Origin of the sequence: Mycobacterium sp. E2479, assembly GCF_001667925.1 — a bacterium.
Lineage (GTDB): Bacteria > Actinomycetota > Actinomycetes > Mycobacteriales > Mycobacteriaceae > Mycobacterium.
This window is the reverse complement of record NZ_LZJR01000071.1, coordinates 52,415-78,537: the sequence shown is the minus strand read 5'-3', so window position 1 is coordinate 78,537 and position 26,123 is coordinate 52,415. Positions and strand designations below refer to the sequence as shown.

At 67.6% G+C, this 26,123-nt stretch carries 25 protein-coding genes; 17 read left to right on the top strand and 8 right to left on the bottom strand.

Going from position 1 to position 26,123, the window contains the following annotated elements:
• Positions 1-45: 45 nt before the first annotated feature.
• Positions 46-1,440, top strand: a complete 1,395-nt coding sequence (locus tag A5686_RS09145; RefSeq protein ID WP_197520530.1) for a DNA polymerase IV — start codon at positions 46-48, stop codon at positions 1,438-1,440.
• Here the strand turns inward: A5686_RS09145 and A5686_RS09140 are convergent.
• Positions 1,405-2,361 carry an asparaginase gene (locus A5686_RS09140; protein ID WP_067933281.1) on the bottom strand — a complete coding sequence of 319 codons (957 nt, stop codon included), beginning with the start codon at positions 2,359-2,361 and terminating at the stop codon, positions 1,405-1,407. The two genes, A5686_RS09145 and A5686_RS09140, sit on opposite strands and share 36 nt — an antisense overlap.
• Before the next feature lie 53 nt (positions 2,362-2,414).
• On the opposite strand from A5686_RS09140, the gene lspA reads away from it, so the two are divergent.
• Both lspA and A5686_RS09130 read left to right on the top strand, forming a co-directional pair.
• Positions 2,415-3,041, top strand: a complete 627-nt coding sequence (gene lspA, locus A5686_RS09135) for a signal peptidase II (RefSeq protein WP_082947545.1) — start codon at positions 2,415-2,417, stop codon at positions 3,039-3,041.
• The gene (locus tag A5686_RS09130; RefSeq protein ID WP_067933409.1) at positions 3,034-3,960 is read left to right on the top strand and encodes an RluA family pseudouridine synthase; all 927 of its coding nucleotides are present in this window, start codon (positions 3,034-3,036) and stop codon (positions 3,958-3,960) included. The genes lspA and A5686_RS09130 overlap by 8 nt, the downstream gene beginning before the upstream one ends.
• A 1-nt stretch (position 3,961) precedes the next feature.
• Here A5686_RS09130 and A5686_RS09125 read toward each other — a convergent pair whose 3' ends face one another.
• Both A5686_RS09125 and A5686_RS09120 read right to left on the bottom strand, forming a co-directional pair.
• Positions 3,962-4,720, bottom strand: a complete 759-nt coding sequence (locus tag A5686_RS09125; protein ID WP_067933413.1) for a class I SAM-dependent methyltransferase — start codon at positions 4,718-4,720, stop codon at positions 3,962-3,964.
• A gap of 103 nt (positions 4,721-4,823) precedes the next feature.
• On the bottom strand, positions 4,824-5,234 hold the full coding sequence (locus tag A5686_RS09120) for a group 1 truncated hemoglobin (RefSeq protein ID WP_067933280.1): 411 nt from the start codon (positions 5,232-5,234) through the stop codon (positions 4,824-4,826).
• A 278-nt stretch (positions 5,235-5,512) separates the two neighbouring features.
• Here A5686_RS09120 and A5686_RS09115 point away from each other — a divergent pair, with 278 nt between their 5' ends.
• From A5686_RS09115 to dnaE, 5 genes are all read left to right on the top strand, one after another.
• On the top strand, positions 5,513-6,553 hold the full coding sequence (locus A5686_RS09115; RefSeq protein WP_067933279.1) for an SDR family NAD(P)-dependent oxidoreductase: 1,041 nt from the start codon (positions 5,513-5,515) through the stop codon (positions 6,551-6,553).
• A 4-nt stretch (positions 6,554-6,557) separates the two neighbouring features.
• Positions 6,558-7,361 (top strand): SDR family oxidoreductase, encoded by an 804-nt coding sequence (locus A5686_RS09110; protein ID WP_067933278.1) that lies wholly within the window; start codon positions 6,558-6,560, stop codon positions 7,359-7,361.
• A 2-nt stretch (positions 7,362-7,363) separates the two neighbouring features.
• Positions 7,364-9,616 carry an MMPL family transporter gene (locus tag A5686_RS09105; protein ID WP_067933276.1) on the top strand — a complete coding sequence of 751 codons (2,253 nt, stop codon included), beginning with the start codon at positions 7,364-7,366 and terminating at the stop codon, positions 9,614-9,616.
• Positions 9,617-9,864: 248 nt separating this feature from the next.
• Entirely contained in the window at positions 9,865-10,296 is a 432-nt protein-coding gene (locus A5686_RS09100) for an SRPBCC family protein (RefSeq protein ID WP_067933407.1), read from the top strand.
• A gap of 119 nt (positions 10,297-10,415) precedes the next feature.
• Positions 10,416-13,949, top strand: coding sequence for a DNA polymerase III subunit alpha (dnaE, locus tag A5686_RS09095; protein ID WP_067933274.1), 3,534 nt, complete (start codon positions 10,416-10,418; stop codon positions 13,947-13,949).
• A gap of 89 nt (positions 13,950-14,038) precedes the next feature.
• Here dnaE and A5686_RS09090 read toward each other — a convergent pair whose 3' ends face one another.
• Positions 14,039-14,482 carry a PPOX class F420-dependent oxidoreductase gene (locus A5686_RS09090; protein WP_067933272.1) on the bottom strand — a complete coding sequence of 148 codons (444 nt, stop codon included), beginning with the start codon at positions 14,480-14,482 and terminating at the stop codon, positions 14,039-14,041.
• Positions 14,483-14,543: 61 nt separating this feature from the next.
• Here A5686_RS09090 and A5686_RS09085 point away from each other — a divergent pair, with 61 nt between their 5' ends.
• The 5 genes from A5686_RS09085 to A5686_RS09065 all read left to right on the top strand — a co-directional run bounded on the left by A5686_RS09085 (position 14,544) and on the right by A5686_RS09065 (position 20,113).
• Positions 14,544-14,939: a helix-turn-helix domain-containing protein gene (locus A5686_RS09085; RefSeq protein WP_067933270.1), complete on the top strand. Its 396-nt coding sequence runs from the start codon at positions 14,544-14,546 to the stop codon at positions 14,937-14,939.
• The gene (locus A5686_RS09080; RefSeq protein ID WP_067933268.1) at positions 14,936-15,412 is read left to right on the top strand and encodes a VOC family protein; all 477 of its coding nucleotides are present in this window, start codon (positions 14,936-14,938) and stop codon (positions 15,410-15,412) included. Before A5686_RS09085 ends, A5686_RS09080 begins: the two co-directional genes overlap by 4 nt.
• Before the next feature lie 77 nt (positions 15,413-15,489).
• On the top strand, positions 15,490-17,316 hold the full coding sequence (fadD11, locus tag A5686_RS09075; protein WP_067933267.1) for a fatty acid--CoA ligase FadD11: 1,827 nt from the start codon (positions 15,490-15,492) through the stop codon (positions 17,314-17,316).
• Positions 17,313-19,214 (top strand): lysophospholipid acyltransferase, encoded by a 1,902-nt coding sequence (locus A5686_RS09070; RefSeq protein ID WP_067933265.1) that lies wholly within the window; start codon positions 17,313-17,315, stop codon positions 19,212-19,214. The genes fadD11 and A5686_RS09070 overlap by 4 nt, the downstream gene beginning before the upstream one ends.
• Positions 19,215-19,333: 119 nt before the next feature.
• Positions 19,334-20,113, top strand: a complete 780-nt coding sequence (locus tag A5686_RS09065) for a DUF6065 family protein (protein WP_067933263.1) — start codon at positions 19,334-19,336, stop codon at positions 20,111-20,113.
• A 7-nt stretch (positions 20,114-20,120) separates the two neighbouring features.
• Here the strand turns inward: A5686_RS09065 and A5686_RS27895 are convergent, their stop codons facing one another.
• From A5686_RS27895 to A5686_RS09055, 3 genes are read right to left on the bottom strand one after another with little or no spacing between them, the layout of a single operon-like run.
• On the bottom strand, positions 20,121-20,534 hold the full coding sequence (locus A5686_RS27895; RefSeq protein ID WP_231986328.1) for a hypothetical protein: 414 nt from the start codon (positions 20,532-20,534) through the stop codon (positions 20,121-20,123).
• Positions 20,531-21,589, bottom strand: a complete 1,059-nt coding sequence (locus A5686_RS09060; protein WP_231986327.1) for an FAD-dependent oxidoreductase — start codon at positions 21,587-21,589, stop codon at positions 20,531-20,533. Before A5686_RS09060 ends, A5686_RS27895 begins: the two co-directional genes overlap by 4 nt.
• Complete coding sequence (locus A5686_RS09055; protein WP_067933261.1) at positions 21,586-21,993, bottom strand: hypothetical protein; 408 nt, start codon at positions 21,991-21,993, stop codon at positions 21,586-21,588. The genes A5686_RS09060 and A5686_RS09055 overlap by 4 nt, the downstream gene beginning before the upstream one ends.
• Before the next feature lie 97 nt (positions 21,994-22,090).
• On the opposite strand from A5686_RS09055, the gene A5686_RS09050 reads away from it, so the two are divergent.
• The 4 genes from A5686_RS09050 to A5686_RS09035 all read left to right on the top strand — a co-directional run bounded on the left by A5686_RS09050 (position 22,091) and on the right by A5686_RS09035 (position 25,433).
• Positions 22,091-22,642: a TetR/AcrR family transcriptional regulator gene (locus A5686_RS09050; RefSeq protein WP_067933259.1), complete on the top strand. Its 552-nt coding sequence runs from the start codon at positions 22,091-22,093 to the stop codon at positions 22,640-22,642.
• A gap of 97 nt (positions 22,643-22,739) precedes the next feature.
• A complete protein-coding gene (locus A5686_RS09045) occupies positions 22,740-23,177 on the top strand; it encodes a nitroreductase family deazaflavin-dependent oxidoreductase (protein WP_067933257.1) in 438 nt (145 codons plus the stop codon).
• A gap of 38 nt (positions 23,178-23,215) precedes the next feature.
• Positions 23,216-24,499 (top strand): threonine ammonia-lyase, encoded by a 1,284-nt coding sequence (ilvA, locus tag A5686_RS09040; protein ID WP_067933255.1) that lies wholly within the window; start codon positions 23,216-23,218, stop codon positions 24,497-24,499.
• Between the two features lie 16 nt (positions 24,500-24,515).
• Positions 24,516-25,433 carry a phosphatase PAP2 family protein gene (locus A5686_RS09035; protein WP_067933252.1) on the top strand — a complete coding sequence of 306 codons (918 nt, stop codon included), beginning with the start codon at positions 24,516-24,518 and terminating at the stop codon, positions 25,431-25,433.
• Between the two features lie 13 nt (positions 25,434-25,446).
• Here the strand turns inward: A5686_RS09035 and A5686_RS09030 are convergent, their stop codons facing one another.
• A complete protein-coding gene (locus A5686_RS09030) occupies positions 25,447-26,118 on the bottom strand; it encodes a pyridoxamine 5'-phosphate oxidase family protein (protein WP_067933250.1) in 672 nt (223 codons plus the stop codon).
• Between the last annotated feature and the right edge of the window lie 5 nt (positions 26,119-26,123).

Genomic DNA, 26,123 nt, shown 5'->3' with positions numbered 1-26,123 from the left:
GCCCGTCATGTGAGCCCTAGCATCGAGCCTGTGGAGTCGCGGTGGGTGCTGCACCTGGACATGGATGCGTTCTTCGCCTCCGTCGAGCAACTCACCCGCCCGACGTTGCGCGGGCGCCCGGTGCTCGTCGGCGGTGTGGGCGGGCGCGGGGTGGTGGCCGGGGCCAGCTACGAGGCGCGCGTGTTCGGGGCTCGCTCTGCCATGCCCATGCATCAGGCAAGACGGCTCGTCGGTGTCAGCGCGGTGGTGCTGCCGCCGCGTGGCGTGGTGTACGGGCTGGCCAGCCGGCGCGTTTTCGACACCATTCGCGCCGTGGTGCCCGTCGTCGAGCAGTTGTCCTTCGACGAGGGTTTCGCCGAGCCCGCCCAACTCGCCGGTGCCCCCGTCGAGGACGTGGCGGCGTTCTGCGAAGGCCTGCGGCGACGGGTCCGCGACGACACCGGCCTGATCGCCTCGGTGGGCGCCGGTTCGGGCAAGCAGATCGCCAAGATCGCCTCCGGACTGGCCAAGCCGGATGGGATCCGGGTGGTGCGCCGTGACGAAGAACGACCGCTGCTGGGCGGGTTGCCGGTGCGCCGGTTGTGGGGGATCGGCCCGGTCGCCGAGGAGAGGCTGCATCGTCTCGGCATCGAGACCATCGGCGAGCTGGCCGCGCTGACCGAGCCCGAGGCGGCCAACATTCTGGGCGCCACGATCGGGCCGGCGCTGCACCGGCTGGCCCGCGGTATCGACGACCGCCCGGTTGCCGAGCGTGCCGAGGCCAAACAGATCAGCTCGGAATCGACCTTCGCCGTAGACCTGACCAGTCTGGAGCAGTTGCGTGAGGCCATCGAGCCGATCGCCGAGCACGCCCATCACCGGTTGATGCGCGACGGCCGCGGCGCGCGCACCGTCACCGTCAAGCTGAAGAAATCCGACATGAGCACGCTGACCCGGTCCGCGACGCTGCCCTATGCCACCACCGAGGTCGCCACGCTGGCGGGCATGGCCCGCCGGCTGCTGCTGGATCCACGCGAGATCGGGCCCATTCGCCTTCTCGGCGTGGGCTTTTCGGGGCTGAGCGACGTGCGTCAGGAATCGCTGTTTCCGGACCTGGAACTGCCGGAGCCGCAACCGGATTCATCGTCGGTCGAAACCGCGACCGAGGCAATGTTTGGACCCGGCGCCCAGGCCGGAGAGGACGCCGGCTGGCGGATCGGCGACGACGTGGCCCACCGCGAGCTCGGGCACGGCTGGGTCCAGGGAGCGGGCCACGGTGTGGTCACCGCGCGGTTCGAGACCCGCAGCTCCGGTCCCGGCCCGGCCCGGACGTTTCCCGCCGACGGCGGCGACCTGGTGCGCGCCAACCCGGTGGATTCACTGGATTGGCCCGATTACACCGGCGGGCTGCAGGCCGAGGCGCTGTCAGCCCCACCGGGCGACGACGTCGGCGACCGGTAGCTCCGCGGCCAGCGCGGCGATCAGCAAGACGCGCGCCTGAGCCGGTCGCAGCCGCGGCACCATCACCGCCCCGGCGGCGGCCATGTCGTGCCCGGGGCCGTAGCTGGCGCCGACCCGCCCGCCGGGGACGCGGGTGGACACCGCGACGACGATGCCGTCGCCGCAGTGCCGGCGCACCCCGTCGACCACGGCGGGCCCGGCGTTTCCCGAGCCCAACGCCTCGAGCACCACGCCCCGCGCCCCGGCGGCCACGCACGCATCGAGGGCCACCGTGTCGCTGCCCAGGTACGCCGCGACGATGTCGACGCGCGGCGCGGCGGCGGCCCGCAGGTCGCCGACGTACGGGCGTGTCTTCGGGCTGGTCAGCGCCACGCCGTCGGCCACGGTGCCGAGCAGCTGACCGGTGAAGCCACTCAGGTCCTCGGTGGCCACCTTGCTCATGCCCAGCGGTTGCAGCACCCGTCCGGCGAAGCACAGCACCACGCCCAGGTCCCTGGCGGCGGGACTGGCCGCCACCGCCATGGCGTCGCGCACATTCGCCGGACCGTCCGCGTCGGGGGAGTCGGCGCTGCGCATCGCGCCGGTCAGCACGACCGGGGCCCGGCCCGCATAGGTGAGATCGAGCCACAGGACGCTCTCCTCCATGGTGTCGGTGCCATGAAGCACCACCACACCGTCGGCGCCGCCGTCGACCGCGGCCCTCACCGCATCGCCGATGCGGTCCCAGTCGGCCAGCGTCAGCTCCGAACTGTCGACCGCCAGCAGGTCAACGACGTCCACCTCGTGCTGGTCACGGAAGGACGCCGTCAGATCCGCCCCGCTGTAGGACGGCCGGTGCACGCCGTCGGGGCCGGTGCCGGTCGATATCGTGCCTCCGGTGGCGATCACGGTGAGGCGGGCCATGCTGGCATCATTGCGCATCGGCGCTGCGCGAACATGGCTAGCCTGCGTGGGCAGTAGGGGATGATGGGGAAGTGCCTGAAGAACCAACGAAGTCGACTGAGCCGGTGACCTCAGCCCAAGAGGCTGGTGCGGCCGCCCCGGTCGAGCGGGACGCGGTGCCGGAAACCGACGCGGCACCCGAACGTGCGCCACGGCGGTTGCGGCTGCTGCTGTCGATCGCGGCGATAGTCCTGATCCTCGACGTCGTCACCAAGGTCCTCGCCGTCAAACTGCTGCCGCCCGGCCAGCCGGTGCCGATCATCGGCGACACGGTGACCTGGACCCTGGTGCGCAATTCGGGCGCGGCCTTCTCGATGGCTACCGGCTACACCTGGGTGCTCACGCTGATCGCGACCGGTGTGGTGGTCGGCATCTTCTGGATGGGGCGGCGGCTGGTGTCGCCCTGGTGGGCGGTGGGCCTGGGCATGATCCTCGGCGGCGCGATGGGCAATCTGGTCGATCGCTTCTTCCGCGCCCCCGGACCGCTACGCGGGCATGTCGTGGATTTCCTGTCGGTCGGCTGGTGGCCGGTGTTCAACGTCGCCGACCCCTCGGTGGTCGGCGGCGCCATCCTGCTGGTGGTGCTCTCGATCTTCGGGTTCGACTTCGACTCCGTTGGCCGGCGCAAGGGCGACGGCGGAGACCGCGCGGGTGAGTGACCGCTCGATGCCCGTCCCGGAGGGGTTGGCGGGCATGCGCGTGGACGCCGGGCTGGCGCGGCTGTTGGGGTTGTCGCGGAGCGCGGCGGCCGCCTTGGCAGAAGACGGCGGCGTGGAACTCGACGGCGTGCAGGCCGGCAAGTCCGACCGGCTGACCGGCGGCGCCTGGCTGCAGGTGCGCCTGCCCGAGCCGCCCGCGCCGCTGCAGAACACGCCCGTTGACATCGAGGGCATGACGATCCTGTACTCCGACGACGACCTCGTCGCGGTGGACAAGCCGGCGGCGGTCGCCGCGCACGCCTCGGTGGGGTGGACCGGGCCCACGGTGCTCGGTGGCCTGGCCGCCGCCGGTTACCGGATCACCACCTCGGGGGTGCCCGAGCGGCAGGGGATTGTGCATCGGCTCGACGTCGGCACGTCCGGGGTGATGGTGGTGGCGCTGTCCGAACGGGCTTACACCGTGCTCAAGCGGGCGTTCAAACAACGCACCGTCGACAAGCGCTATCACGCGCTGGTGCAAGGACATCCGGATCCGTCCAGCGGGACCATCGACGCCCCGATCGGACGTCACCGCGACGGCCAGTGGAAGTTCGCGGTCACCAAGGACGGCCGGCACAGCCTCACCCACTACGACACCGTGGAGGCGTTCGTCGCCGCCAGTCTGCTCGACGTGCACCTGGAAACCGGTCGCACCCACCAAATCCGGGTGCACTTCTCCGCACTGCACCACCCGTGCTGCGGTGACCTCGTCTACGGCGCCGATCCCAAGCTCGCGAAAAGGCTTGGGCTGGAACGCCAATGGCTGCATGCCCGCTCGCTGTCATTCGCCCATCCGGCCGACGGCAGGCGGATCGAGATCGTCAGCCCCTACCCGCCCGACCTGCAACACGCGCTGGACGTGTTGCGCGAGGAGGGCTGACTCACCCGGGCTTGCGGGCCTCGACGAGCAGCCGCACGGAGTGGGCGACGAACGGACCGCCGGATTCGATGCGCTCGTGCAGTTCGGCCAGCCGCTCGCGGTAGCGCTGCACGGTGAAATCGGGCACCGTCCAGATCACCTTGCGCAGGAAGTACACGACGGCGCCGACGTCGAAGAACTCGGCCCGCATCCGCTCCATCCGCAGATCCACGATCTGCAGGCCGGCCGCCTCGGCCTGTGCGCGCACGGCATCCGGATGAAACTCGGCCCATTTCTGTGGCTGTGGTCCGATGAAGTACTCGACCAGCTCGCCCATGGTGGCCGGTCCGATGTGCTGTGCGAAGTACGTGCCGCCCGGCCGGAGCACCCGCAGGATCTCGGTCCACCAGACGGAGATCGGATGGCGCGTGGTCACCAGGTCGAAGGCGGCATCGGCGAACGGCAGCGGCGGTTCGTCGCGCGTTGCGACGACCACCACGCCGAGCGGATGCAGGCGCTGGGTGGCCAGCGCGGCGTTCGGCGGCCACGTCTCGACCGCCGCCATGGTGGGCGGGAACGGCGCCGCGCCGGACAACACCTCCCCACCGCCGGTGTGGATGTCCAGCGCGGCCGACACCGTCGCCAACCGGCTCTTGAGCAGGCGCTGGTAACCCCACGACGGGCGTTCCTCGGTGGCCCGCCCGTCCAGCCAGGAAAACTCCCAGCCATCGACCGGGGCGGCCTGCGCCTCGGCGATCAGGTCGTCGAATGTGCGCCGCATGTCAGGCATGCTAGGCACTGTTGCACGCCCGTAGGCCGCGATTGCCGCCATGGCCGTCGCCGGCGCGCCGACGCCGGTGCGATGGCGATCCGGGCGGACCCGTTTAGACCTTGACCTTGCCGGCGTCGGCGGTCGCGATCTCGGGGGCCAACGGTGCGATCGCGCCGAGTATCTCGGACACCGTCTCGGACGGCACCCCGGCGGCGGCCAGCGCGTCGGCCAAATGCCCGGCCACCAAACTGAAGTGGTGCATGGTGATGCCGCGGCCTTGGTGCACCTGCTTCATCGGGGCGCCCGTGTAGGGCTCCGGGCCGCCCAGGGCGGCGGCGAAGAACTCGACCTGTTTGCCCTTGAGGCGGTTCATATTCGTGCCGGTGAAGAAGCCGGACAGCTGTTCGTCGGCAAGCACCCGGACGTAGAAGTCCTCGACCACGACTTCGATCGCCTCGTGTCCACCGATCCGGTCATAGATGGGAGCCGGTGCCGACTTGCGGAAGCGAGCCAGAATTTTCATGAGCACGATTGGAACATCTCGACGTTGCTCGTCAGTAAGTGCGCGATCACACTCGAATTGCCCTGTGTAACAAGCAGATTGCCCACAGGTGGCAATTGTTCTCGGCGAGCTGTGAGAGCGGGCGTCCTGTCACATGACGGCAATTTGCATCGAGGTGAGCCGCTGATGCCCTAGGTTGGCTTAATGATGCACGTCACATCACTCGCCCGGCCCAGTGTCATGGTCTACGGGCAGGCCAGTTGGGTTCGGGGGGCTCTGATCATCAGGAGCGAAAGCCGATGAATCTTGGTGACTTAACGAACTTGGTGGAGAACTCGATCGGGAACCTGGTGGAAAAGCCACTGGCTGCGGTGTCTCAGATCGTCAACACCCCGAACTCGGCCGGACGGTATCGGCCGTTCTATCTGAGGAATCTGCTCGACGCGGTGCAGGGCCGCACGCTCGCGGAGGCCGTCAAGGGCAAGACCATCCTGATTACCGGCGGATCCTCGGGCATCGGTGAGGCCGCGGCGAAGAAGATCGCGGAGGCCGGCGGCGCGGTGGCGTTGGTGGCTCGCACCCGAGAAAACCTCGAGAAGGTCGCCGACGAGATCCGCGGCGACGGCGGCACCGCCAACGTGTACCCCTGCGACCTGTCCGACATGGACGCGATCGCCGCGATGGCCGATCAGGTGCTCAGCGACCTCGGCGGCGTCGACATCCTGATCAACAACGCCGGGAGGTCGATCCGGCGCTCGCTGGAGCTGTCCTACGACCGGATCCACGACTACCAGCGCACCATGCAGCTCAACTATCTGGGCGCGGTCCAGCTCATCCTCAAATTCATCCCCGGGATGCGGGAACGCGGCTTCGGCCACATCGTCAACGTCTCCTCGGTGGGCGTGCAGACCCGCGCGCCGCGGTTCGGGGCCTACATCGCCAGCAAGGCCGCGCTGGACAGCCTGTGTGACTCGCTGCAGGCCGAGACCGTGAACGACAACGTGCGGTTCACCACGGTGCACATGGCGCTGGTCCGCACCCCGATGATCAGCCCGACCACGCTCTACGACAAGTTCCCGGCACTGACGCCGGACCAGGCGGCCGGCGTGATCGCGGACGCGATCGTGCACCGCCCCCGCCGCGCCAGCTCCCCGTTCGGACAGTTCGCCGCCGTCGCCGATGCGGTCAACCCGGCGGTGATGGATCGGGTACGCAACCGGGCGTTCGCCATGTTCGGCGACTCCAGCGCCGCAAAGGGCGGTGAAACTTCAACCGACACAACAGAATTCGATAAACGCAGCGAGAACTTCGTGCGGGCGACCCGAGGGATACATTGGTGACACCATGAGCCTGCCAAAACCTGACATCCAGACCACCGTTGTCATCACCGGCGCCTCGTCCGGCATCGGGGCCGAACTGGCTCGCGGGCTGGCCCGTCGCGGCTTCCCGCTGTTGCTGGTCGCGCGTCGTCGCGAGCGCCTCGACGAGTTGGCCAACGAGGTGGGCCGGGAGTACTCGGTCGCCGTCGAGGTGCTGCCGCTGGATCTCGGCGACAGCAAGGCCCGCGCCCAACTGGCTGATCGGCTGCGCAGCGAGTCGATCGCCGGCCTGTGCAACAGCGCCGGTTTCGGGACCAGCGGCGTGTTTCACGAGCTGCCGCTGGACCGCGAGAGTGAAGAGGTCACCCTCAACGCGCTGGCATTGATGGAGCTGACCCACGCGACGTTGCCCGGCATGGTCGAGCGCGGTGCCGGCGCGGTGATGAACATCGCGTCGATCGCGGGGTTTCAGCCGGTTCCCTTCATGGCGGTGTATTCGGCCACCAAGGCTTTCGTGCAGACGTTCTCCGAAGCGGTGCACGAGGAGTTGCACGGCACGGGGGTGTCGGTCACCTGCCTGTGCCCTGGACCGGTGCCAACGGAGTGGGCCGAGATCGCCAACGCCGAGCGGTTCAGCATTCCCATCGCGCAGGTCTCGCCGCGCGACGTGGCCGAGGCGGCGATCGGCGGCATGCTGTCCGGCCGGCGCACGGTGGTGCCCGGCGTGGTACCCAAGGTGGTCAGCACCGGCGGCCGCTTCGCGCCGCGCAGCCTGCTGCTGCCCGGCATCCGGATCGGCAATCGATTCCGCGGCGGCCCCAAGAACTGACGGTGCTACGGGGAGCCGCTCGACTCGCGATAATCGCGCCGCGCAGAATCGTGGCCGCGGCTTTCCTGGTCATGGTCGCAGCCGGAATTTTCGGGTTCGCCGCCCTCGAAGTGCTGTCGGCGGGGGGCTATCAGGATCCGTCATCGCAGTCGTCACAAGCTCAGCGGGTGCTCGCGGAGAAGTTTGACCTCGGCGACCAACAGATGGTTTTCGAGGTGACCACCGCGGCGGGCGCCCAAAGCGACTTCGCCCGAAACGTGGCAACCGACATCGTCGCGCAGCTTGAATCGTCGCCGGATGTTGCCCAAGTCAGCTCGGCCTGGACCCTTCCGCCCCCGGCCGCGGCCGGCCTGATCAGCAAAGACGGTAAGACCGGACTGATCGTCGCCGGCGTTCGCGGTGGCGAAACCGGCGCCCAGAAGAACGCCGCGGCATTGGCGAAGAAACTCGCGCACGATCGTGACGGCGTCACGGTGCAGGCGGGGGGCGAGGCCCTGACGTACGCACAGATCAACAAGCAAAGCGAAAAGGACCTGTTGGTCATGGAATCCATCGCGTTTCCATTGAGCTTCGTTGTCTTGGTCTGGGTGTTCGGCGGAATGCTCGCCGCGGCGATTCCGATGGCGGTCGGCGGCTTCGCCATCGTTTCCACCTTGGCGACGCTGCGAGCGATCACACTCTTCGCCGACGTCTCGATATTCGCGCTCAACCTGACGGTGGCCATGGGTTTGGCGTTGGCGATCGACTACACCCTGTTGATCGTCAGCCGATACCGCGACGAGCTCGCCGCCGGCATGCAGCGCGACGATGCACTGGTTCGCACCATGTGCACGGCCGGGCGAACCGTGCTGTTCTCGGCGACGACCGTCGCACTGTCCATGGTCACGATGGTGCTGTTCCCGATGTACTTCCTGAAGTCGTTCGCCTACGCGGGCGTCGCGGTGGTCGCTTTGGCGGCCGTCGCTGCGGTGGTGATCACTCCTGCCCTGATCGTGCTGCTCGGCGACCGGTTGGACTCGTTCAACGTGCGGCGGCTGATTCGCCGAGTGACCGGGCGTCCAGAGCCGGTGTCAGGCCCGATCCACGAGACCTTCTTGTACCGCTCGACGAAAGCCGTGATGCGACGGCCTATTTCGATCGGCGTAGCCGTCATCACGTTCTTGTTGGTGCTGGGGGCGCCCTTTCTGGGGGCGAATTGGGGCTTCTCCGACGAACGAGTGCTGCCGAGATCGGCATCGGCGCGTCAGGTCGGCGACGACATGCGCTCAGATTTCATGGTCGACACTGGTAGGGACGTGACCGTCGTGATCCCTGATGCGACCGGATTGGCGCCCGGCGAAATCGAGCGCTATGCCGTCCAACTCTCGCAGGTATCCGACGTCGTGTCGGTGTCAGCGCCTGGTGGGACCTTCCAGAACGGCGGGCCGATCGGGCCGCCGTCCGCACCCACCGGCGCGAAAGACGGCAGTGCCTTCCTCACCGTGCGCAGTGCGGCCGCGTTGTACTCCGTCGCATCCGAAAGACAACTGGATCGTCTGCGAGCCATCGCCGGACCTGGCGGCCGAGACGTGAAATTCACCGGCAGAGCGGGGATTAACCGCGACAGCGCGGGGGCCGTGACGTCGCGGCTGCCACTTGTCTTGTCGGTCATCGCAGTGATCACCTTCGCGCTGTTGTTCTTGTTGACCGGCAGTGTGGTGATGCCGCTGAAAGCTTTGGTGCTCAACGTCTTATCGCTGACCGCTGCATTCGGCGCGCTGGTATGGATCTTCCAGGAAGGCCATCTGCATGGCCTGGGCACCACCGCCAACGGCACCCTGATGGTCCACATGCCGGTGCTGCTGTTCTGCATCGCGTTTGGTCTTTCCATGGATTACGAGGTCTTTTTGGTGTCCCGGATCCGCGAGCACTGGTTGGCGTCGGACAGAACGCCGGAGGATAACGACGAGGCCGTCGCGCAAGGCGTGGCTCGCTCCGGTCGGGTCGTGACAGCAGCGGCGCTCTTGATGGCGATCTCGTTCGCCGCGTTGATAGCCGCGCGGGTGTCGTTCATGAGGATGTTCGGCCTGGGACTCACTCTGGCGGTGGTGGTCGATGCGACGCTCGTTCGGATGCTGCTGCTTCCGGCGTTCATGCGCTTGATGGGCCGCGCCAACTGGTGGGCGCCTAAACCGTTGGTCAAGCTGCACGAGCGCATCGGCATCAACGAGGAAGTAGGCGACGTTCGGCCTCGGGCCCTCAGCCCCGAACAGTGATGTTGCGCGGTTGCCCGATTCGAGCAACACAGCGATGCGTGCGCGCCGGAGCACACCCGTCGCAGCCGTCTTAGAGCGGCGTGTGTGGTGAATTGCCCGCCTTGAAGCGACAACTGGGCTGGCGTGGGTGGCCATGGCCGGCTTTCCCGCCCGTCCCTCTCGCGTTGTCGCTCAAACGCGGGCAACTGACCACATGCGTCGGCGGTGAGGCCGCAGTGGCGGATGTGACGAAGCGCTACGCTCAGGCGGTGGCTGCTGTGGACCTGACCGCCGACGTCCCGATGACCCCGCAGGACATGTGGGACCGCGTCTCCGACCTGTCAGATTTGGGCGAGTGGCTGATCCTGCACGAGGGATGGCGCGGCGAACTGCCCGACGAGATCGCGGAGGGCACCCAGATCGTCGGCGTGGCACGGGCTAAAGGCCTGCGCAACCGGGTGACCTGGACGGTGACCACATGGGACCCGCCGCACGAGGTGGCGATGTCGGGATCCGGCAAAGGTGGGGCGAAATACGCCGTCACGCTGACGGTGCGGCCCACCGACGAGGGATCGATGCTGGGTCTGCGCCTCGAACTGGGCGGACGTGCGCTGTTCGGGCCGGTGGGCTCGGCGGCGGCACGCGCCGTCAAAGGCGACGTCCAGAAGTCCCTGCAGAACTTCGTCGAGTTGTACGGATAGGACGTCGTGGCGATCGCAAGCGCGGCGAAGCCGAGCGCGGCGGGCGCCACCAATAAACACAGACACACGCCGCGACACGCCGAACTCGTGTCGGTCCGCGGTCATAGACTGGCGTCCCTATGAACCACTCGTCCTTCGTGCACTTGCATAACCACACCGAGTATTCGATGTTGGACGGTGCCGCGAAGATCGCGCCGATGCTGGCCGAGGTGGACCGGCTGCAGATGCCCGCGGTCGGGATGACCGACCACGGAAACATGTTCGGCGCCAGCGAGTTCTACAACGCGGCGACCAAGGCCGGGATCAAACCGATCATCGGCGTCGAGGCCTACATCGCGCCGGCCTCGCGCTTCGACACCCGGCGGATCCTGTGGGGTGACCCGGGCCAGAAGTCCGACGACGTATCGGGTAGTGGTTCCTACACGCACATGACGATGGTGGCCGAGAACGCCACCGGCCTGCGCAACCTGTTCAAGCTGTCGTCGCTGGCGTCATTCGAGGGTCAGCTCGGCAAGTGGTCGCGGATGGATGCCGAGATCATCGCCGAACACGCCGACGGGATCATCGCCACCACCGGTTGCCCGTCGGGTGAGGTGCAGACCCGACTGCGGCTGGGGCATGAGCGCGAGGCGCTGGAGTCGGCCGCCAAGTGGCGCGAGATCTTCGGCGCCGACAACTACTTCTTGGAGCTGATGGACCACGGGCTGTCCATCGAGCAACGGGTCCGGGACGGTTTGCTGGAGATCGGCCGCAAACTGGGCATCCCGCCGCTGGCCACCAACGACTGCCACTACGTCACCCGCGACGCCGCCCACAACCACGAGGCGCTGCTGTGCGTGCAGACCGGCAAGACGCTATCGGACCCCAACCGGTTCAAGTTCGACGGCGACGGCTACTACCTGAAGTCGGCCGCCGAAATGCGACAGATCTGGGACGGGGTGGTTCCCGGTGCCTGCGACTCGACCCTGCTGATCGCCGAGCGGGTGCAGTCCTACGACGAGGTGTGGTCGCCGCGCGACCGGATGCCGATCTTCCCGGTCCCCGAGGGGCACGACCAGGCCACCTGGCTGCACCACGAGGTGATGGCCGGGCTGCAGCGCCGCTGCCCGTCCGGTGTCAGGCAGGACTACGTCGACCGCGCCGAGTACGAGATCAAGGTCATCTGCGACAAGGGCTTCCCGTCCTACTTCCTGATCGTCGCGGACCTGATCAACTACGCACGGTCGGTCGACATCCGGGTGGGGCCGGGGCGTGGCTCGGCGGCGGGCTCGCTGGTGGCGTACGCGTTGGGTATCACCAACATCGACCCGATCCCGCACGGGCTGTTGTTCGAGCGCTTCCTCAACCCGGAGCGTCCGTCGGCACCGGACATCGATATCGACTTCGACGACCGTCGTCGCGGCGAGATGGTGCGCTACGCCGCCGAGAAGTGGGGCTCCGACCGCGTCGCCCAGGTGATCACCTTCGGCACCATCAAAACCAAAGCAGCGCTTAAGGATTCGGCGCGTATCCACTACGGCCAGCCCGGGTTCGCGATCGCCGACCGGATCACCAAGGCGCTGCCGCCGCCGATCATGGCCAAAGACATTTCGCTGTCGGGCATCACCGACCCGGGCCATGAGCGGTTCAAGGAGGCCGCCGAGGTGCGCGGTCTGATCGAGACCGATCCGGACGTGCGAACCATCTACCAGACCGCGCGCGGCCTGGAAGGCTTGATCCGCAACGCCGGTGTGCACGCGTGTGCGGTCATCATGAGCAGCGAGCCGCTGACCGAGGCCATCCCGCTGTGGAAGAGGCCCCAGGACGGGGCCATCATCACCGGCTGGGACTACCCCTCGTGTGAGGCGATCGGCCTGCTGAAGATGGACTTCCTGGGTCTGCGGAACCTGACGATCATCGGCGACGCGCTGGAGAACATCAAGAGCAACAGGGGAATCGACCTCGACCTGGAATCGGTGCCGCTGGACGACCGGTCCACCTACGAGCTGCTCGGCCGCGGCGACACTCTGGGTGTGTTCCAGCTCGACGGCGGGCCGATGCGAGACCTGTTGCGCCGCATGCAGCCCACCGAGTTCAACGACATCGTCGCGGTGTTGGCCCTGTACCGGCCCGGGCCGATGGGCATGAACGCCCACAACGACTATGCCGACCGCAAGAACGGTCGTCAGGCGGTCAAGCCGATCCACCCGGAGCTCGAGGAGCCGCTGCGCGAGATCCTGGCCGAGACGCACGGCCTGATCGTCTACCAAGAGCAGATCATGTTGATCGCCCAGAAGGTCGCCTCCTACACGATGGGTAAGGCCGACGCGCTGCGCAAGGCGATGGGTAAGAAGAAGCTCGAGGTGCTCGAGGCCGAGTACAAGGGCTTCTATGAGGGCATGACCGCCAACGGCTTCTCGGAAAAAGCGGTGAAAGCGTTGTGGGACACCATCCTTCCGTTCGCCGGCTATGCGTTCAACAAGTCGCACGCGGCGGGCTACGGTCTGGTCTCCTATTGGACCGCCTACCTGAAGGCCAACTATCCGGCCGAGTACATGGCCGGCCTGCTGACGTCGGTGGGCGACGACAAGGACAAGGCCGCGGTCTACCTGGCCGATTGCCGCAAGCTCGGCATCACGGTGCTACCGCCGGACGTCAACGAGTCGCTGGTGAACTTCGCCTCGGTCGGACGGGACATCCGGTTCGGGCTGGGCGCGGTGCGCAACGTCGGCGCCAACGTGGTCGGCTCGCTGATCGGCACCCGCAACGGAAAAGGAAAGTTCACCGACTTCTCGGACTACCTGAACAAGATCGATGTCGCGGCCTGCAACAAGAAGGTCACCGAATCGTTGATCAAGGCGGGCGCCTTCGACTCGCTGGGCCACGCCCGCAAGGGCCTGTTCCTGGTGCACACCGACGCCGTCGACTCGGTGCTGGGCACCAAGAAGGCCGAGGCGATGGGCCAGTTCGACCTGTTCGGCGGCGACGACGGGTGCACCGAGTCGGTGTTCAACATCAAGGTGCCCGACGACGAGTGGGAGGACAAGCACAAGCTAGCCCTGGAGCGAGAAATGCTGGGCCTGTACGTGTCCGGTCACCCGCTCAATCAGGTGGCGCACCTGCTGAGCGCCCAGGTCGACACCCAGATTCCGGCCATCCTCGACGGTGAGGTCCCCAACGACGCCCAGGTGCGGGTGGGCGGCATCCTCGCGTCGGTCAACCGGCGGGTCAACAAGAACGGAATGCCCTGGGCATCAGCCCAATTGGAAGACCTCACCGGTGGCATCGAGGTGATGTTCTTCCCGCAGGCGTACTCGGTGCACGGTGCCGACATCGCCGATGACGCCGTGGTGCTGATCAAGGCGAAGGTGTCGCTGCGCGACGACCGCGTTGCACTGATCGCCAATGAACTTGTGGTGCCCGACTTTTCCAATGCGCAGCCGAACCGGCCGCTGGCGGTCAGCCTGCCGACGCGGCAGTGCACCATCGACAAGGTCACCGCGCTCAAGCAAGTGCTGGCCCGGCACCCCGGCACGTCGCAGGTGCATCTGCGGCTGATCAGCGGGGACCGGATCACCACGCTGGAACTGGATGCCTCCCTTCGCGTTACGCCGTCGCCGGCGCTGATGGGAGATCTCAAGGCGCTGCTCGGGCCTGGCTGCCTGGGCGGCTAGGCGGATCGCCAATTCTCCGCGAGTGTGAACCTAGCCGCACCCTCGCGCTCGAACGTGAAGCTAGCCGCACACTCGATCGGGCGGAGGCCCTACAGCTCCACCCGCACGATGACGCTGTCCGGCCACACCCCGCGGTCGCGGGCGCGCCGCAACTTCTCACGCGCACAGAGATCTCGGTGCACGTTGGTCACGCCGGGAACCTTGATCAGCGGGACGATATTCCACTGCCAGCCGTAGCGCCGGTGCAGCACGCGGTTGGCGCGGGTGGCCTCGGCACCGGACAGCACCGTGGCGCGACCCGCGAGCGTCGCCGCGCCGGGGCGAACCTGGCCCCGGTAGTCGCAGGCGACGAGTTCGACATCACGGCGCGCAGCCAATCGCCTGGTCTTGGGGCCCACCTTGGTCCGGAACAACAAGCCGCCGTCGTCGATCGCGAACCAGATCGGGGTGTCGACGGGCGTGCCGTCGCGGCGAAACGATCGCAGCAGGGCGTAGCGAGAACCGCTCAGTTCGGCGTATCGGGGGATGGTCATAACCACAGTCAAGGACTTAGAGTTGACTCGAAGTCAAGCATTGAATCCTCAGGAGGCTGCGGTGGCGCCGAGCCTGACCATCGGGGACGTGGCGCGCCAGACCGGGGTGGCCGCGACTGCGCTGCGCTACTACGAGCAGATCGGCCTGGTGCCGGAGCCGGCGCGCCGGGGCGGTCAGCGCCGCTATGACGACTCCATTCTGGCCCGCCTCGAGGTGATCGCGCTCTGCAAGACCGCCGGGTTCTCGTTGGAAGAGATCCAGCTGTTGTTCGCCGACGATGCTCCCGGGCGGCCGGCCAGCCGCGCGCTGGCCGAAGCCAAACTGGCCGAGATCGACGCGCAGATGGACTCGCTCGCCCGCGCCCGGGCCGTCATCGAGTGGGGGATGCGCTGCACGTGTCCCTCAATTGACGCCTGTACCTGTGGCATTCATCCACCCGGCAAGGAGCGCTCATGACACGACAGCACCCCGTCGCGGTGCAGAACTTCTCCCACATCTGCATCGGCGTCTCCGACATTGAGGCGTCGCTGGCCTTCTATACCGCGGTGCTGGGCATGGACGTGGTGTTCGACGTCGAACTCGAAGGCGCCGGACTGGATGCGGTCACCGGGGGAGCCGCCCAGCGGGGCCGCATGGTCGGCGGGCTGATCGGCGCGGCGATGGTGGAGCTACTGTCCTTGGGCGCCGTGCCCGAGTGCCCGAGCGGCCCGCACCTGGGCTACACCAACATGTCGTTTCGCGTCGACGACCTCGACGCCGCCCACGAGACGGTGACGCGCGACCATCCCGGCGTCCGGGCCGACCCGCCTGTCGACATCGGCGGAGTGCGGATGTTCTTCATCTACGATCCCGATGGCACGCCGATAGAGCTGGTCGAACTGCCCGGAGGAGTGACGAGCACGGTGCAGCTCTGGCGTCCCGCGTCATGACCCGATATGCTCCCTGCCCCCGTGCTCGGACGTAGGCTCACCAAGGCAGTGCTGATGTGGCGCCGAGGAGGACGGACATGACGACGACGCAGGACCCGGCCACCTTTTGCGAGGCTTTCCAGCGCACCGCATCGATCGACCCGGAGGCCGTCGCGCTCCGGACGCCCGGCGGCACCCAGGTATTGACATGGCGGGAGCTTGCGGCGCAGGTGCGCAAGGTGGCCGCCGGCCTGGCGGGCCTGGGGGTCCGGCGCGGTGACACGGTGTCGCTGATGATGGCCAATCGGATCGAGTTCTATCCATTCGAGATCGGCGCCCAACACCTTGGGGCCACATCGTTTTCGGTGTACAACACGTTGCCCGCCGAGCAGCTGACCTACCTGTTCGACAACGCCGGCACCACGGTCGTGATCTGCGAGGAGCAGTACGTGGACCGCATCCGCGCCAGCGGCGTGCCCATCGAGCACATCGTCTGCATCGACGGTTCGCCGCCCGGCACCATCTCGGTGGACGACCTGTACGCCGCCGCGCAATCCGACTTCGACTTCGAGGCGACGTGGCGAGCGGTGCGACCCGAGGACGTCATCACCCTCATCTACACCTCCGGGACCACCGGAAATCCCAAGGGCGTGGAGATGACGCACGCGAGTCTGCTCTTCGAGGCGCGGGGACTCGACGCCGTGCTCGGCAGCCGGTTCGGCGATCGGACCACGTCGTACTTGCCGTCGGCGCACATCGCCGACCGGATGATGGCCCTGTATCCCCTGGAGGTCTTCGGCACTCAGGTGACCCCCGTGGCCGACGCCCGCGCCATTGCGACGGCGCTACCAGACGTGCGGCCCACAGTTTGGGCGGCGGTGCCCCGAGTGTGGGAGAAGCTCAAGGCCGCAATCGAATTCGTCGTCGCCAGCGAAACCGACGAAGCGAGGCGCCAGGCGCTGCAGTGGGGCTTGGCGGTGGCCGCCAAGCGGGCCGCCGCCCTGGTGTCCGGCGAGCCGGAGCTCGCTGAGGTGACGGCTGAGTGGGCCAAGGCCGACGAGCTGGTGCTGTCCAAGCTGCGCGAGCGGCTCGGGTTTGCCGAGCTGCGCTGGGCCGTGTCCGGTGCCGCGCCGATCCCCAAGGAGACACTGGCGTTCTTCGCGGGGATCGGGATCCCCATCTGCGAGGTGTGGGGCATGTCGGAGCTGAGTTGCGCTGCCAGCGTGGCACATCCGGACGAGACCCGGCTGGGCACCGTCGGCAAGCTGCTTCCCGGCCTCGAGGGCAAGGTCGCCGAGGACGGCGAATATCTGGTCCGCGGTCCGCTGGTGATGAAGGGTTATCGCAAGGAACCGGAGAAGACCGCCGAGGCGATCGATCCCGACGGCTGGCTGCACACGGGCGACATCATCGACGTCGACGCCGACGGTTACCTGCGAATCGTCGACCGAAAGAAAGAGCTGATCATCAACGCGGCCGGAAAGAACATGTCCCCGGCCAACATTGAGAACGCCATCCTGGCCGCGTGCCCCATGGTCGGAGTGGTGATCACCATCGGTGAGGGGCGGCCGTACAACACCGCGTTGATGGTCTTCGATGCCGACTCGGTCGGCCCGTATGCGGCACAGCGCGGATTGGCCGACGCCTCGCCCGCCGCCTTGGCGTCCGACCCCGAGGTCGTCGCCCAGATCGCCGCGGGGGTGGCCGCGGGCAACAACAAACTCTCCCGGGTGGAACAGATCAAGCGGTTCCGCATCCTGCCCACCTTGTGGGAGCCCGGCGGTGACGAGATCACGCAAACAATGAAGCTCAAGCGCAAGCCGATCATGGCGAAATACGCCGACGAGATCGAGCAGCTCTACACACCCGAACCGCAGCCGGACGTGCACGAGCCTGCCGAAGCCGCCACGGTGCAGCCGGCATGAGCGCGGGACCGGCGGGGACCGCCCGGGAAATCGGCCGGGTAGGAATGCGAAAGCTGTTGCAGCGCACCGGTATCGTGGAGGAATCGACGTCACCGCTGTCGACCGACCCGGCCGAGGTCGTCGAATTGCTGGGCGCCCCCTGGTATGACGACCGGCTGGGCAAGCTGGCCAACGAGCTCGGGCGCGAGCCGGACAGCGTGCGCGCCGAGGCCGCCTGCTACCTGCGCGAGATGGCGCCCTCGCTCGACGAGTCGGCCATGGCGGCCTGGCGCGGCTTCAGTCGCTGGTTGATGCGCGCCTACGACGTGCTGACCGACGAGGACCAGATCACCCAGCTGCGCAAGCTGGATCGCAAAGCCACACTGGCGTTTGCCTTTTCGCATCGCTCCTACCTGGATGGCCTGTTGCTGCCCGAGGTGATCCAGGCCAGCCGGCTCTCACCCGCGCTCACCTTCGGCGGCGCCAACCTGAACTTCTTCCCGATGGGGGCCTGGGCCAAGCGCACCGGAACCATCTTCATTCGGCGACAGACCAAGGACATCCCGGTCTACCGCTTCGTGCTGCGCGCCTACGCCGCCCAGCTGGTGCAAAACCACGCCAACCTGACCTGGTCCATCGAAGGGGGCCGGACCAGGACCGGCAAACTGCGGCCCCCGGTGTTCGGCATCCTGCGGTACCTCGCCGACGCTGTCGACGAAATCGACGGCCCTGAAGTCTATTTGGTGCCCACTTCGATCGTGTACGACCAGCTACACGAGGTGGAAGCCATGACCACCGAGGCCTACGGTGCCGTCAAACGGCCTGAGGACTTTCGCTTCCTGATCCGGCTCGCCCGCCAGCAGGGCACCCGGCTGGGGCGGGCGTACCTGGACTTCGGCGAGCCGCTGCCGTTGCGTAAGCGCCTCGAGGAGTTGCGGTCCGACGATTCGGGCGTCGGGACCGAGATCGAGCGCATCGCGTTGGACGTCGAGCACCGCATCAATCGCGCGACGGCAGTCACCCCCACCGCGGTCGTCAGCCTGGCACTGCTGGGCGCGGACCGCTCGCTGTCCATCAGCGAGGTGCTGGCCACGGTGCAACCGCTGGCGAGTTACATCGCGGCGCGGAACTGGGCGGTGGCCGGGGCGGCCGACCTGACCAATCGCTCTACCATCCGCTGGACCCTGCACCAGCTCGTGGCCTCCGGGGTGGTGAGCGTTTACGACGCCGGAACCGAGGCGGTGTGGGGCATCGGCACCGACCAGCACCTGGTCGCGGCGTTCTACCGCAACACCGCGATCCACATCCTGGTCGACCGCGCCATCGCCGAGACGGCGTTGCTGGCCGCGGCGGAGGACGCCGAACAGTCCGCGGACGGATCGGTGCTGCCGGCGACCGTGCGCGACGAGGCGCTGAAACTGCGCGAACTGCTGAAATTCGAGTTCTTGTTCTCCGCCCGCGCGCAATTCGAGAAGGACCTCGCCGACGAAGTCCAACTGATCGGTCCGGCGGAGAACCCCGTGGACACCAGCAAAGCCGCCAGGCCCGTCTTCGTGCGCGGGCTGCTGGAACGGGCCGATCTGCTGCTGGCGCATCTGGTGTTGCGCCCCTTCCTGGACGCCTATCACATCGTTGCGAACCGGCTGGCCGCGTACGAGGACGAATCGTTCGACGAGGACGCCTTTCTCGCCGAGTGCCTGCAGGTCGGCAAGCAGTGGGAGCTGCAGCGCAAGATCGCCAGCGCCGAGTCGCGGTCGATGGAGCTGTTCAAGACCGCGCTGCGGCTGGCCCGGCACCGCGAGCTGGTGGACGGCTTCGAGGACCCGGAGCTCGCCCGGCGGCGACGTGAGTTCGCCGACGAGATCGCGGTGGCTGTCCGGCGGGTGAACGCCATTGCGGAGCTGGCCCGACTGCGCTGATCGCCGGTTCGCGGCCGGAGGCCGGGTTCACGGACCGTTAACGTGTGGTCGCGATAGTGCAGAGGCGACGTCGGTGATGGTCGACGGTGTTCGATAGGGGCCGGTGAAGAGAGGATTCGATGAGCGAGCAATCCGGTGGGCAGTCCCGCCCACTGATCGGATACGTCACCCACGAGATCGCGCCGCCGATTCGCCCCGCGCCGATAGGCCGGACGTGGATGTCGGAGATACGGCAAGGGTGGCCGCATCGTTGTCTGCCGATGCTGATCGCCAACCAGAGCGGTTGGGAGGTGCGCAACCGCAGCGCGTTCACCGCTACGTGGATGGGCGGAAACGACCGCACGAACCTGATGATCGCGCCCGATACCCGTGAAAGCGGTCAGTTTCTGCCCTCGAGCCACTTCGGCTACGGCATCCTGACCTGGCATCTGCCCATGCTGTTCCGCACCCCGCCGGGCTACAACCTGCTGGTTCGCGGCCCGGCCAACCATCCGAAGGATGCCATCTGTGCTCTGGAAGGCATCGTCGAAACCGACTGGTCCAGTTCGAGTTTCAGCATGAACTGGAAATTCACCCGTGAGTTCATGCCGGTGCGATTCGAGGTCGACGAACCGATCTGCATGATCGTGCCGCAACGCCGGGGCGAGTTGGAGGAGTTCGCCCCCGAGCTCAGGCCCATCGAATCCGACGAAGAGGTGCACCGCAAGCACGAGCACTTCCTCGGTTCACGCGGCGCGCTGGGCCGCGAGCAACAAGCCGCGGGGGGCGCGGAGAACGAGAAGGTGCCGTGGCAAGGCGATTACACGCGGGGCCGGCACAGCGACGGCGAGCCCGGCGCGCACGATCACCAAACCCGCCGCCGGCTGCGGTCGTTCGTCACGCCCGAGAACACGGACTAGGACGAAATCACCGTGCGGGCAAGGCAACTGCCGTTCCCGCCGCGATCTTCGTGACCGCGTCGGGCGCCTGTGCCGACGCGCCGGCCCAGGCGATGTACCCGTCTGGGCGCACCAGCACCGCCGGCCCGCGGTCGGCCCGCTCGGCCTGCAGCGTTCCGGGTGTCTCGACCGGGGCGGCGCCGTATTCGCGGATGAAGACGTAGCCGCCGCCGCGCTGCAGGTGCGTCAGCCGTCCCTCGACGAGGGGAATCGTGGCCGCGCGGGTGCCGACCAGGCCGCGCCGGCCGTAACGCAACGTCGTGCCCGCGAAGCTGCCCGCGACGAAGTCCTGCACCGCGGATATCCGAAGGAGGTTGGGAGCCAGCAGATTACGTAACCAGATCGCGGGTCGCCGATGCAGCGTCGCGCCACGCGCGATCATCCCGGACTGCAACAGCACCCGCTTGCCGATCGGTGGCGTTCGTCCTGGTAGGTGTCCAGCAGTCCGTCGTCGGCGCCGTCGAGCACGGCGTCGAGCTTCCAGGCGAGGTTTGCGGCGTCCTGGATCCCGGTGTTCATGCCCTGGCCGCCCATGGGGGAGTGCACGTGCGCGGCGTCGCCGGCCAAAAACACCCGTCTGTGCCGGTACTGCGCGACTTGCCTTTCGTCGCAATGGAATCGCGATTTCCAGCCGATCTCGATCACACCGTAGTCGGTCCGCATGGCGCGACCCAGCACGTCGATGATCTCGTCGTCGTCGACGGGCGCGCTGTCGGGCAGCTGATGGCCGCGGTCCCATACCAGGGCCCGGTACCACGAGCCGTCCTCGTCGTGGCGGTTATACGGGGCCAAGAACCCCAGCACGTCGCCGGTGGTGCCCACCACCAACCCGCCGGCCGACGGGCCCTGGGCCAGCTTGACGTCGGCCAGCATGAGCGAGGTCAGCACCGTCTTGCCGGGAAACTCGACGCCCAGCAGCGTTCGGACCGTGCTATGCGCGCCATCGGCGCCGATCACGTACCGGGCTCGCCACGCCTGCCGGTGTGCGGGATCGTCGTCATCCTTGGGCCGGGCGGTGACGGTGACGCCGGCGGCATCCTGCTCGAGCGCGACCACCTCGACGCCGCGCCGGATGTCGGCCCCTTCGGCCATCGCGTAGCGGTGCAGTGCCGTATCGACGTTGGTCTGCGGGGTGATCAAGACGAACGGGTAGGCCGAATCGAGGCGGGTCAGGTCGAGGCGGGCCTTGGCGAACAGTGTCACGTCCGGTCCGCGCGAGCCGAGGGCCAGCAGTTCGTCGGCGGCGTCCCGCGCGTCGAGGAGCTCCAGCGTGCGGGGCATGACGGCGAACGCGCGGCTGGTCGGGTTTTCGGCGGACCAGCGCTCCAGGACGGTAACCGACCGTCCGGCGCGGGCCAGGTCCCCGGCGGCGGTCAGGCCCGTGGGGCCGGCTCCCACCACCAGGACGTCGACATCGCGAACAGCGGTTGTACTCATCGGATCGCTCCCTGCGGGTCGGGGTACCAGCGACGGATGTCGCCGGGCGTGGCTTGCGCTGCCTGGTTGAAGACGAAACGGCAGCCGGGCTGGGTGGCGTGCGCGATGTTGACGATCGACTCGAACAGCAGCGTGTTGCCGGCGACCAGGCGAATTCCGGCCCCGATCAGTACCGCGTCATAGCGCTTGGCGCGCAGCCACTCGCCGGCCTTCTCGGCGCCGGCGGCGCCGAAGTCGATCAGGCAGTTGTCGACCCGGTATCCCGCGGCGCGCAATCCCACGACGTTCTCGTCGTTGGCGGCCCGTAGTACGTCCTTCGACAGGCCCGCGAACTGGGCGAACTCCGGTGACGAGTAGTCGATCAGGTCGGGGTCGAGCCCGATCTGGATGACGGTCACGGTCATGTCGGACCTCCTCGACGACACCATTTCAACAACTGTTGAAATCAACGTAAGCCCCGGCTGGTAGCAATGTCAACAGTTGTTGAACTAGAATTTCGGGATGCCCCCCCGCGACGGCAAAGTCACCCGCGCGACGATCCTCAGTGCGGCACGTAACTTGTTCTCCACCCACGGCTTCGAGCGGACCACCATCCGTTCGATCGCGGCGGAGGCCGGCGTCGATCCCGCGCTCGTGATGCACTACTTCGGCAATAAGGCCGGCTTGTTCGCCGCGGTCTCGCGGCTCGATATCACCTTTCCCGACCTCACCGGTCTCGCCCCGGAGCGCATCGCCGACGTGCTGGTGCCGTTTCTCGTCCGGGTGTGGGATCCGGCCGGATCTTTCCTGCCGCTGCTGCGCGCGGCGGCAACCAACCGGGCCGCCGCCGACGCGCTACTGGAAGTGTTCGTCGAAAAGGTGGCCCCGGCCCTGACCACCATCACTCCCGACCGGGCCGCCGAGCGGACCGCGATGGTGGGATCGCAGGTGTTGGGAATCGCCATGGCGCGCAACGTCGTCGGCGTGCCCGCGCTGGTCGCGATGGATGACGCGACACTGACCGAATGGCTACGCCCGGTGCTCGCCCACTACCTCACCGGCTCGGCGCCGTGAAGGCCGGCCGCGACAACTGGCTGGTGATCGCTGGGGCGGGCAAGCCAATGCGGCAAAGCGGCGCGACCGCGAAAATCGCGCGCCTAGAGTTGACGGCATGCCGCTACAAGGGGAGTACCTGCCGAGCCCATGGGATTGGTCTCGCGAGCAAGCCGACAAGTACGCCGAGTCGGGGGGAACCGAAGCCGCCGACATGAAGGGCAAGCCGATCATTCTGCTGACCACCGTCGGCGCCAAGACCGGCAAACTCCGCAAGACGCCCCTGATGCGCGTCGAGCACGACGGCCAGTACGCGGTGGTCGCCTCCCTTGGTGGGGCGCCGAAGCACCCGGTCTGGTACCACAACATCAAGAAGAACCCCCGCGTCGAGCTGCAGGATGGCCCGGTGACCCGCGATTACGACGCCCGCGAGGTCTTCGGCGATGAGAAGGCGACCTGGTGGGAGCGAGCCGTCGAGGCGTGGCCGGAATACGCCGAATATCAGACCAAGACCGACCGCCAGATCCCGGTGTTCGTCCTGACCCCGGTCGACTGAATTCCGGAGTTGGCAGTCTGTCGTGGCACCATTGACCAGTGTCCGCCGAATTGAGCCATCACCCGAGCGTCTCGCCGTTGTCCGCGGCTGAGATCGACGGCGCGGCCAAGCGGATCGCCGCGGTCGTCACGCCGACCCCGCTGGAGTTCAGCGACCGATTGTCGGCGATCACCGGCGCGCAGGTCTACCTCAAGCGCGAGGACCTGCAGATCGTGCGCTCCTACAAGCTGCGCGGCGCTTACAACCTGCTGGTCCAGCTGTCCGAGGCGGAGCTGGCCGCGGGCGTGGTGTGCTCGTCGGCGGGTAACCACGCCCAGGGCTTCGCCTACGCGTGCCGGATGTTGCAGGTGCACGGCCGCGTCTATGTGCCGGCCAAGACGCCCATGCAGAAGCGCGACCGGATCCGCTACCACGGTGGCGACTTCATCGACCTGATCGTGGGTGGCGCCACCTACGACCTCGCCGCCGAGGCGGCGCTGACCGACGTGGAAAGCACCGGCGCCATCCTGGTACCGCCCTATGACGATCTGCGCACCATCGCGGGCCAGGGCACGATCGCGGCGGAATTGCTCGACCAGCTCGACGGTGAGCCGGATCTGGTGGTCGTGCCGGTGGGCGGTGGTGGCTGCATTGCCGGCATCACCACGTATCTGGCCGAGCGGACCGATAACACGTCGGTGCTGGGCGTCGAGCCGGCCGGCGCCGCGGCGATGATGGCCGCGCTGGCGGCGGGGGAGCCGGTGACGCTGGACAACGTCGACCAGTTCGTCGACGGCGCCGCGGTGCGGCGCGCCGGAGACCTGACCTACGCCGCGCTTGCGGCCGCCGGTGACATGGTGTCGATCACCGCGGTGGACGAGGGCGCGGTGTGCACCGCGATGCTCGACCTCTATCAGAACGAGGGCATCATCGCCGAGCCCGCGGGCGCGCTGTCGGTCGCCGGATTGCTGGACGCCGACATCGAGCCCGGTTCGACGGTGGTCTGCCTGGTTTCGGGCGGCAACAACGATGTGTCGCGTTACGGCGAAGTGCTCGAGCGCTCGCTGGTCCACCTCGGCCTCAAGCACTATTTCCTGGTCGACTTCCCGCAGGAGCCCGGCGCGCTGCGCCGCTTCCTCGACACGGTGCTCGGGCCGAACGACGACATCACCTTGTTTGAGTACGTCAAGCGCAACAACCGGGAGACCGGCGAGGCGCTGGTCGGCATCCAATTGGGATCTTCCGCCGACCTGGACGGCCTGCTGGCACGGATGCGCGCCACGGAGTTGCACGTCGAGACCTTGAAACCCGGCTCACCCGCCTACCGCTACCTGCTCTTCTAGCCCGCGGGCGGCGAACATGCAGCAGCCGTTCGGACCCGGTGCCGGCGGTTTCGGGCTGGTTAGCGCCTTCGTCGTAGGTTCGCTCGTACTGCTTGTGTGGGCGGCGATTTGGGTTGCTCGGCGGGGGCCGCGATTACTGGGACTCGGGCAGCGGATTTCCGAAGTTGCCGCGATCAACAAGACCACGGCATGGGTGCGGCGGCGCATCGGCGAGAAGGGGCGGGCGCTGACCGATCGGCTGCCCACGAGCGAACTCGCCAGCGTCGCATTGCTGCTCGGGCTGGTCGTGGTCGTGTCATTGGCGGTCGGTTTCACCGAAGTGCTCGACGACGTGCTCGAGGGCGACGGCATCGCCGGATTCGACCGGCCGATAACTTCGTGGCTTGCGGCCCACCGCGACCTGTGGCTGACCACCGTCCTGCGGGTGGTCACCCTCGCAGGCGGTCCGCTCTTGCTGGCCGCCCTTGCCTTGCCAATCTCCGTTGCCGCGGCCTGGCGGTGCAGGTCGTGGCGGCCCGTGGTGCTCGCTCTCGTTGGTGGCGGTGGCGTTCCACTGGTGCTCTTCACCGCCAAAGCCTTGGTAGGTCGCGAGCGCCCGCCTTTGCCTTTCGCCCTGGTCGACGCGGACGGGTATTCGTTTCCGTCCGGACACGCGACCGGTACCGCCGCGATCATGTTCATCACTGCGTGGATGCTGACGCGCTGGCTGATCTCCTGGTGGAGCGGGCGCGTGATGGTTTGGACCGCGGCAATCGGTGCGGTGTACGTGATCGGGTTCTCCCGCGTGTATCTGGGAGTCCACTACGTCAGCGACGTGGTCTCCGGCTGGCTGCTGGGCATGGCCTGGGCCGGCGCCGTCATCCTCGCCGGATTCTGGTGGGATAACACCAGGCGGGCGCGCGGCCGGGTCGGCCCCCGGCAGCCGGACGCGTGAGCAACCCGGCTGCTCAGGGGCGGCGGTGGCTGAGGTATGGCGGCACCGAAGTGCCGGGGTTGAGGTCGTCGGCCGGCACCGGTGTTCCGGCGGCCAGGCTCAGCGGCACCACGCCCGCCCAGTGAGCCAGCGCAACGTCCTGGGGATCGTCGGCCGGGGGGCCGTTCCGCACCTTCGCCGACACCTCGACGAGGTCGAGGGCGAGCACCCCGGTCGCTGCGAGCTCGCGGGCATTGGGGGACCTGCAATCGTCGGCGCGCCCCGGCGCGATGTGGTCCAGCAGGCAGTGCAACGCCTGCGACTTCTCCGCCGGATCGTCGACGATGCGCGCATCGCCCACCACGACCACGGAACGGAAATTCAGCGAATGGTGCATCGCGGACCGGGCCAGCACCAGGCCGTCGACCAGGGTGGCGGTGACGCAGACGGGCAGACCCACCCCCGCTCGGTTGGCCGCCTTGGCCGCCAGCAACGGGCCGCTGCCAGTCGAACCGTGCAGGTAGAGCGTTTCACCGAACCGGGCATGCGTCGTGGGCAAGACCACTGGCCGCTGCCCGCTCGAGTAGCCCACATGGCAGATCAGCGCCTCGTCGAGGATGGCGTGAATGGTGCGGCGGTCGTAGTGGGCGCGCTCGCGGTACCGGGTGGGGGTAGTGCGTGCCGTCGGCTGATATCCGGTCTCCACGAAAT

Coding starts and splice junctions, on each gene's coding strand:
- A5686_RS09050 (WP_067933259.1), top strand. CDS start 22,091: ATGCCCCCCCGCGACGGCAAAGTCACCCGCGCGACGATCCTCAGTGCG.
- A5686_RS09080 (WP_067933268.1), top strand. CDS start 14,936: ATGACACGACAGCACCCCGTCGCGGTGCAGAACTTCTCCCACATCTGC.
- A5686_RS09120 (WP_067933280.1), bottom strand. CDS start 5,234: ATGAAAATTCTGGCTCGCTTCCGCAAGTCGGCACCGGCTCCCATCTAT.
- A5686_RS27895 (WP_231986328.1), bottom strand. CDS start 20,534: ATGATCGCGCGTGGCGCGACGCTGCATCGGCGACCCGCGATCTGGTTA.
- dnaE (WP_067933274.1), top strand. CDS start 10,416: ATGAACCACTCGTCCTTCGTGCACTTGCATAACCACACCGAGTATTCG.
- A5686_RS09055 (WP_067933261.1), bottom strand. CDS start 21,993: ATGACCGTGACCGTCATCCAGATCGGGCTCGACCCCGACCTGATCGAC.
- A5686_RS09070 (WP_067933265.1), top strand. CDS start 17,313: ATGAGCGCGGGACCGGCGGGGACCGCCCGGGAAATCGGCCGGGTAGGA.
- A5686_RS09035 (WP_067933252.1), top strand. CDS start 24,516: ATGCAGCAGCCGTTCGGACCCGGTGCCGGCGGTTTCGGGCTGGTTAGC.
- fadD11 (WP_067933267.1), top strand. CDS start 15,490: ATGACGACGACGCAGGACCCGGCCACCTTTTGCGAGGCTTTCCAGCGC.
- A5686_RS09090 (WP_067933272.1), bottom strand. CDS start 14,482: ATGACCATCCCCCGATACGCCGAACTGAGCGGTTCTCGCTACGCCCTG.
- A5686_RS09110 (WP_067933278.1), top strand. CDS start 6,558: ATGAGCCTGCCAAAACCTGACATCCAGACCACCGTTGTCATCACCGGC.
- A5686_RS09115 (WP_067933279.1), top strand. CDS start 5,513: ATGAATCTTGGTGACTTAACGAACTTGGTGGAGAACTCGATCGGGAAC.
- A5686_RS09065 (WP_067933263.1), top strand. CDS start 19,334: ATGAGCGAGCAATCCGGTGGGCAGTCCCGCCCACTGATCGGATACGTC.
- A5686_RS09140 (WP_067933281.1), bottom strand. CDS start 2,361: ATGCGCAATGATGCCAGCATGGCCCGCCTCACCGTGATCGCCACCGGA.
- A5686_RS09045 (WP_067933257.1), top strand. CDS start 22,740: ATGCCGCTACAAGGGGAGTACCTGCCGAGCCCATGGGATTGGTCTCGC.
- A5686_RS09060 (WP_231986327.1), bottom strand. CDS start 21,589: ATGAGTACAACCGCTGTTCGCGATGTCGACGTCCTGGTGGTGGGAGCC.
- A5686_RS09125 (WP_067933413.1), bottom strand. CDS start 4,720: ATGCGGCGCACATTCGACGACCTGATCGCCGAGGCGCAGGCCGCCCCG.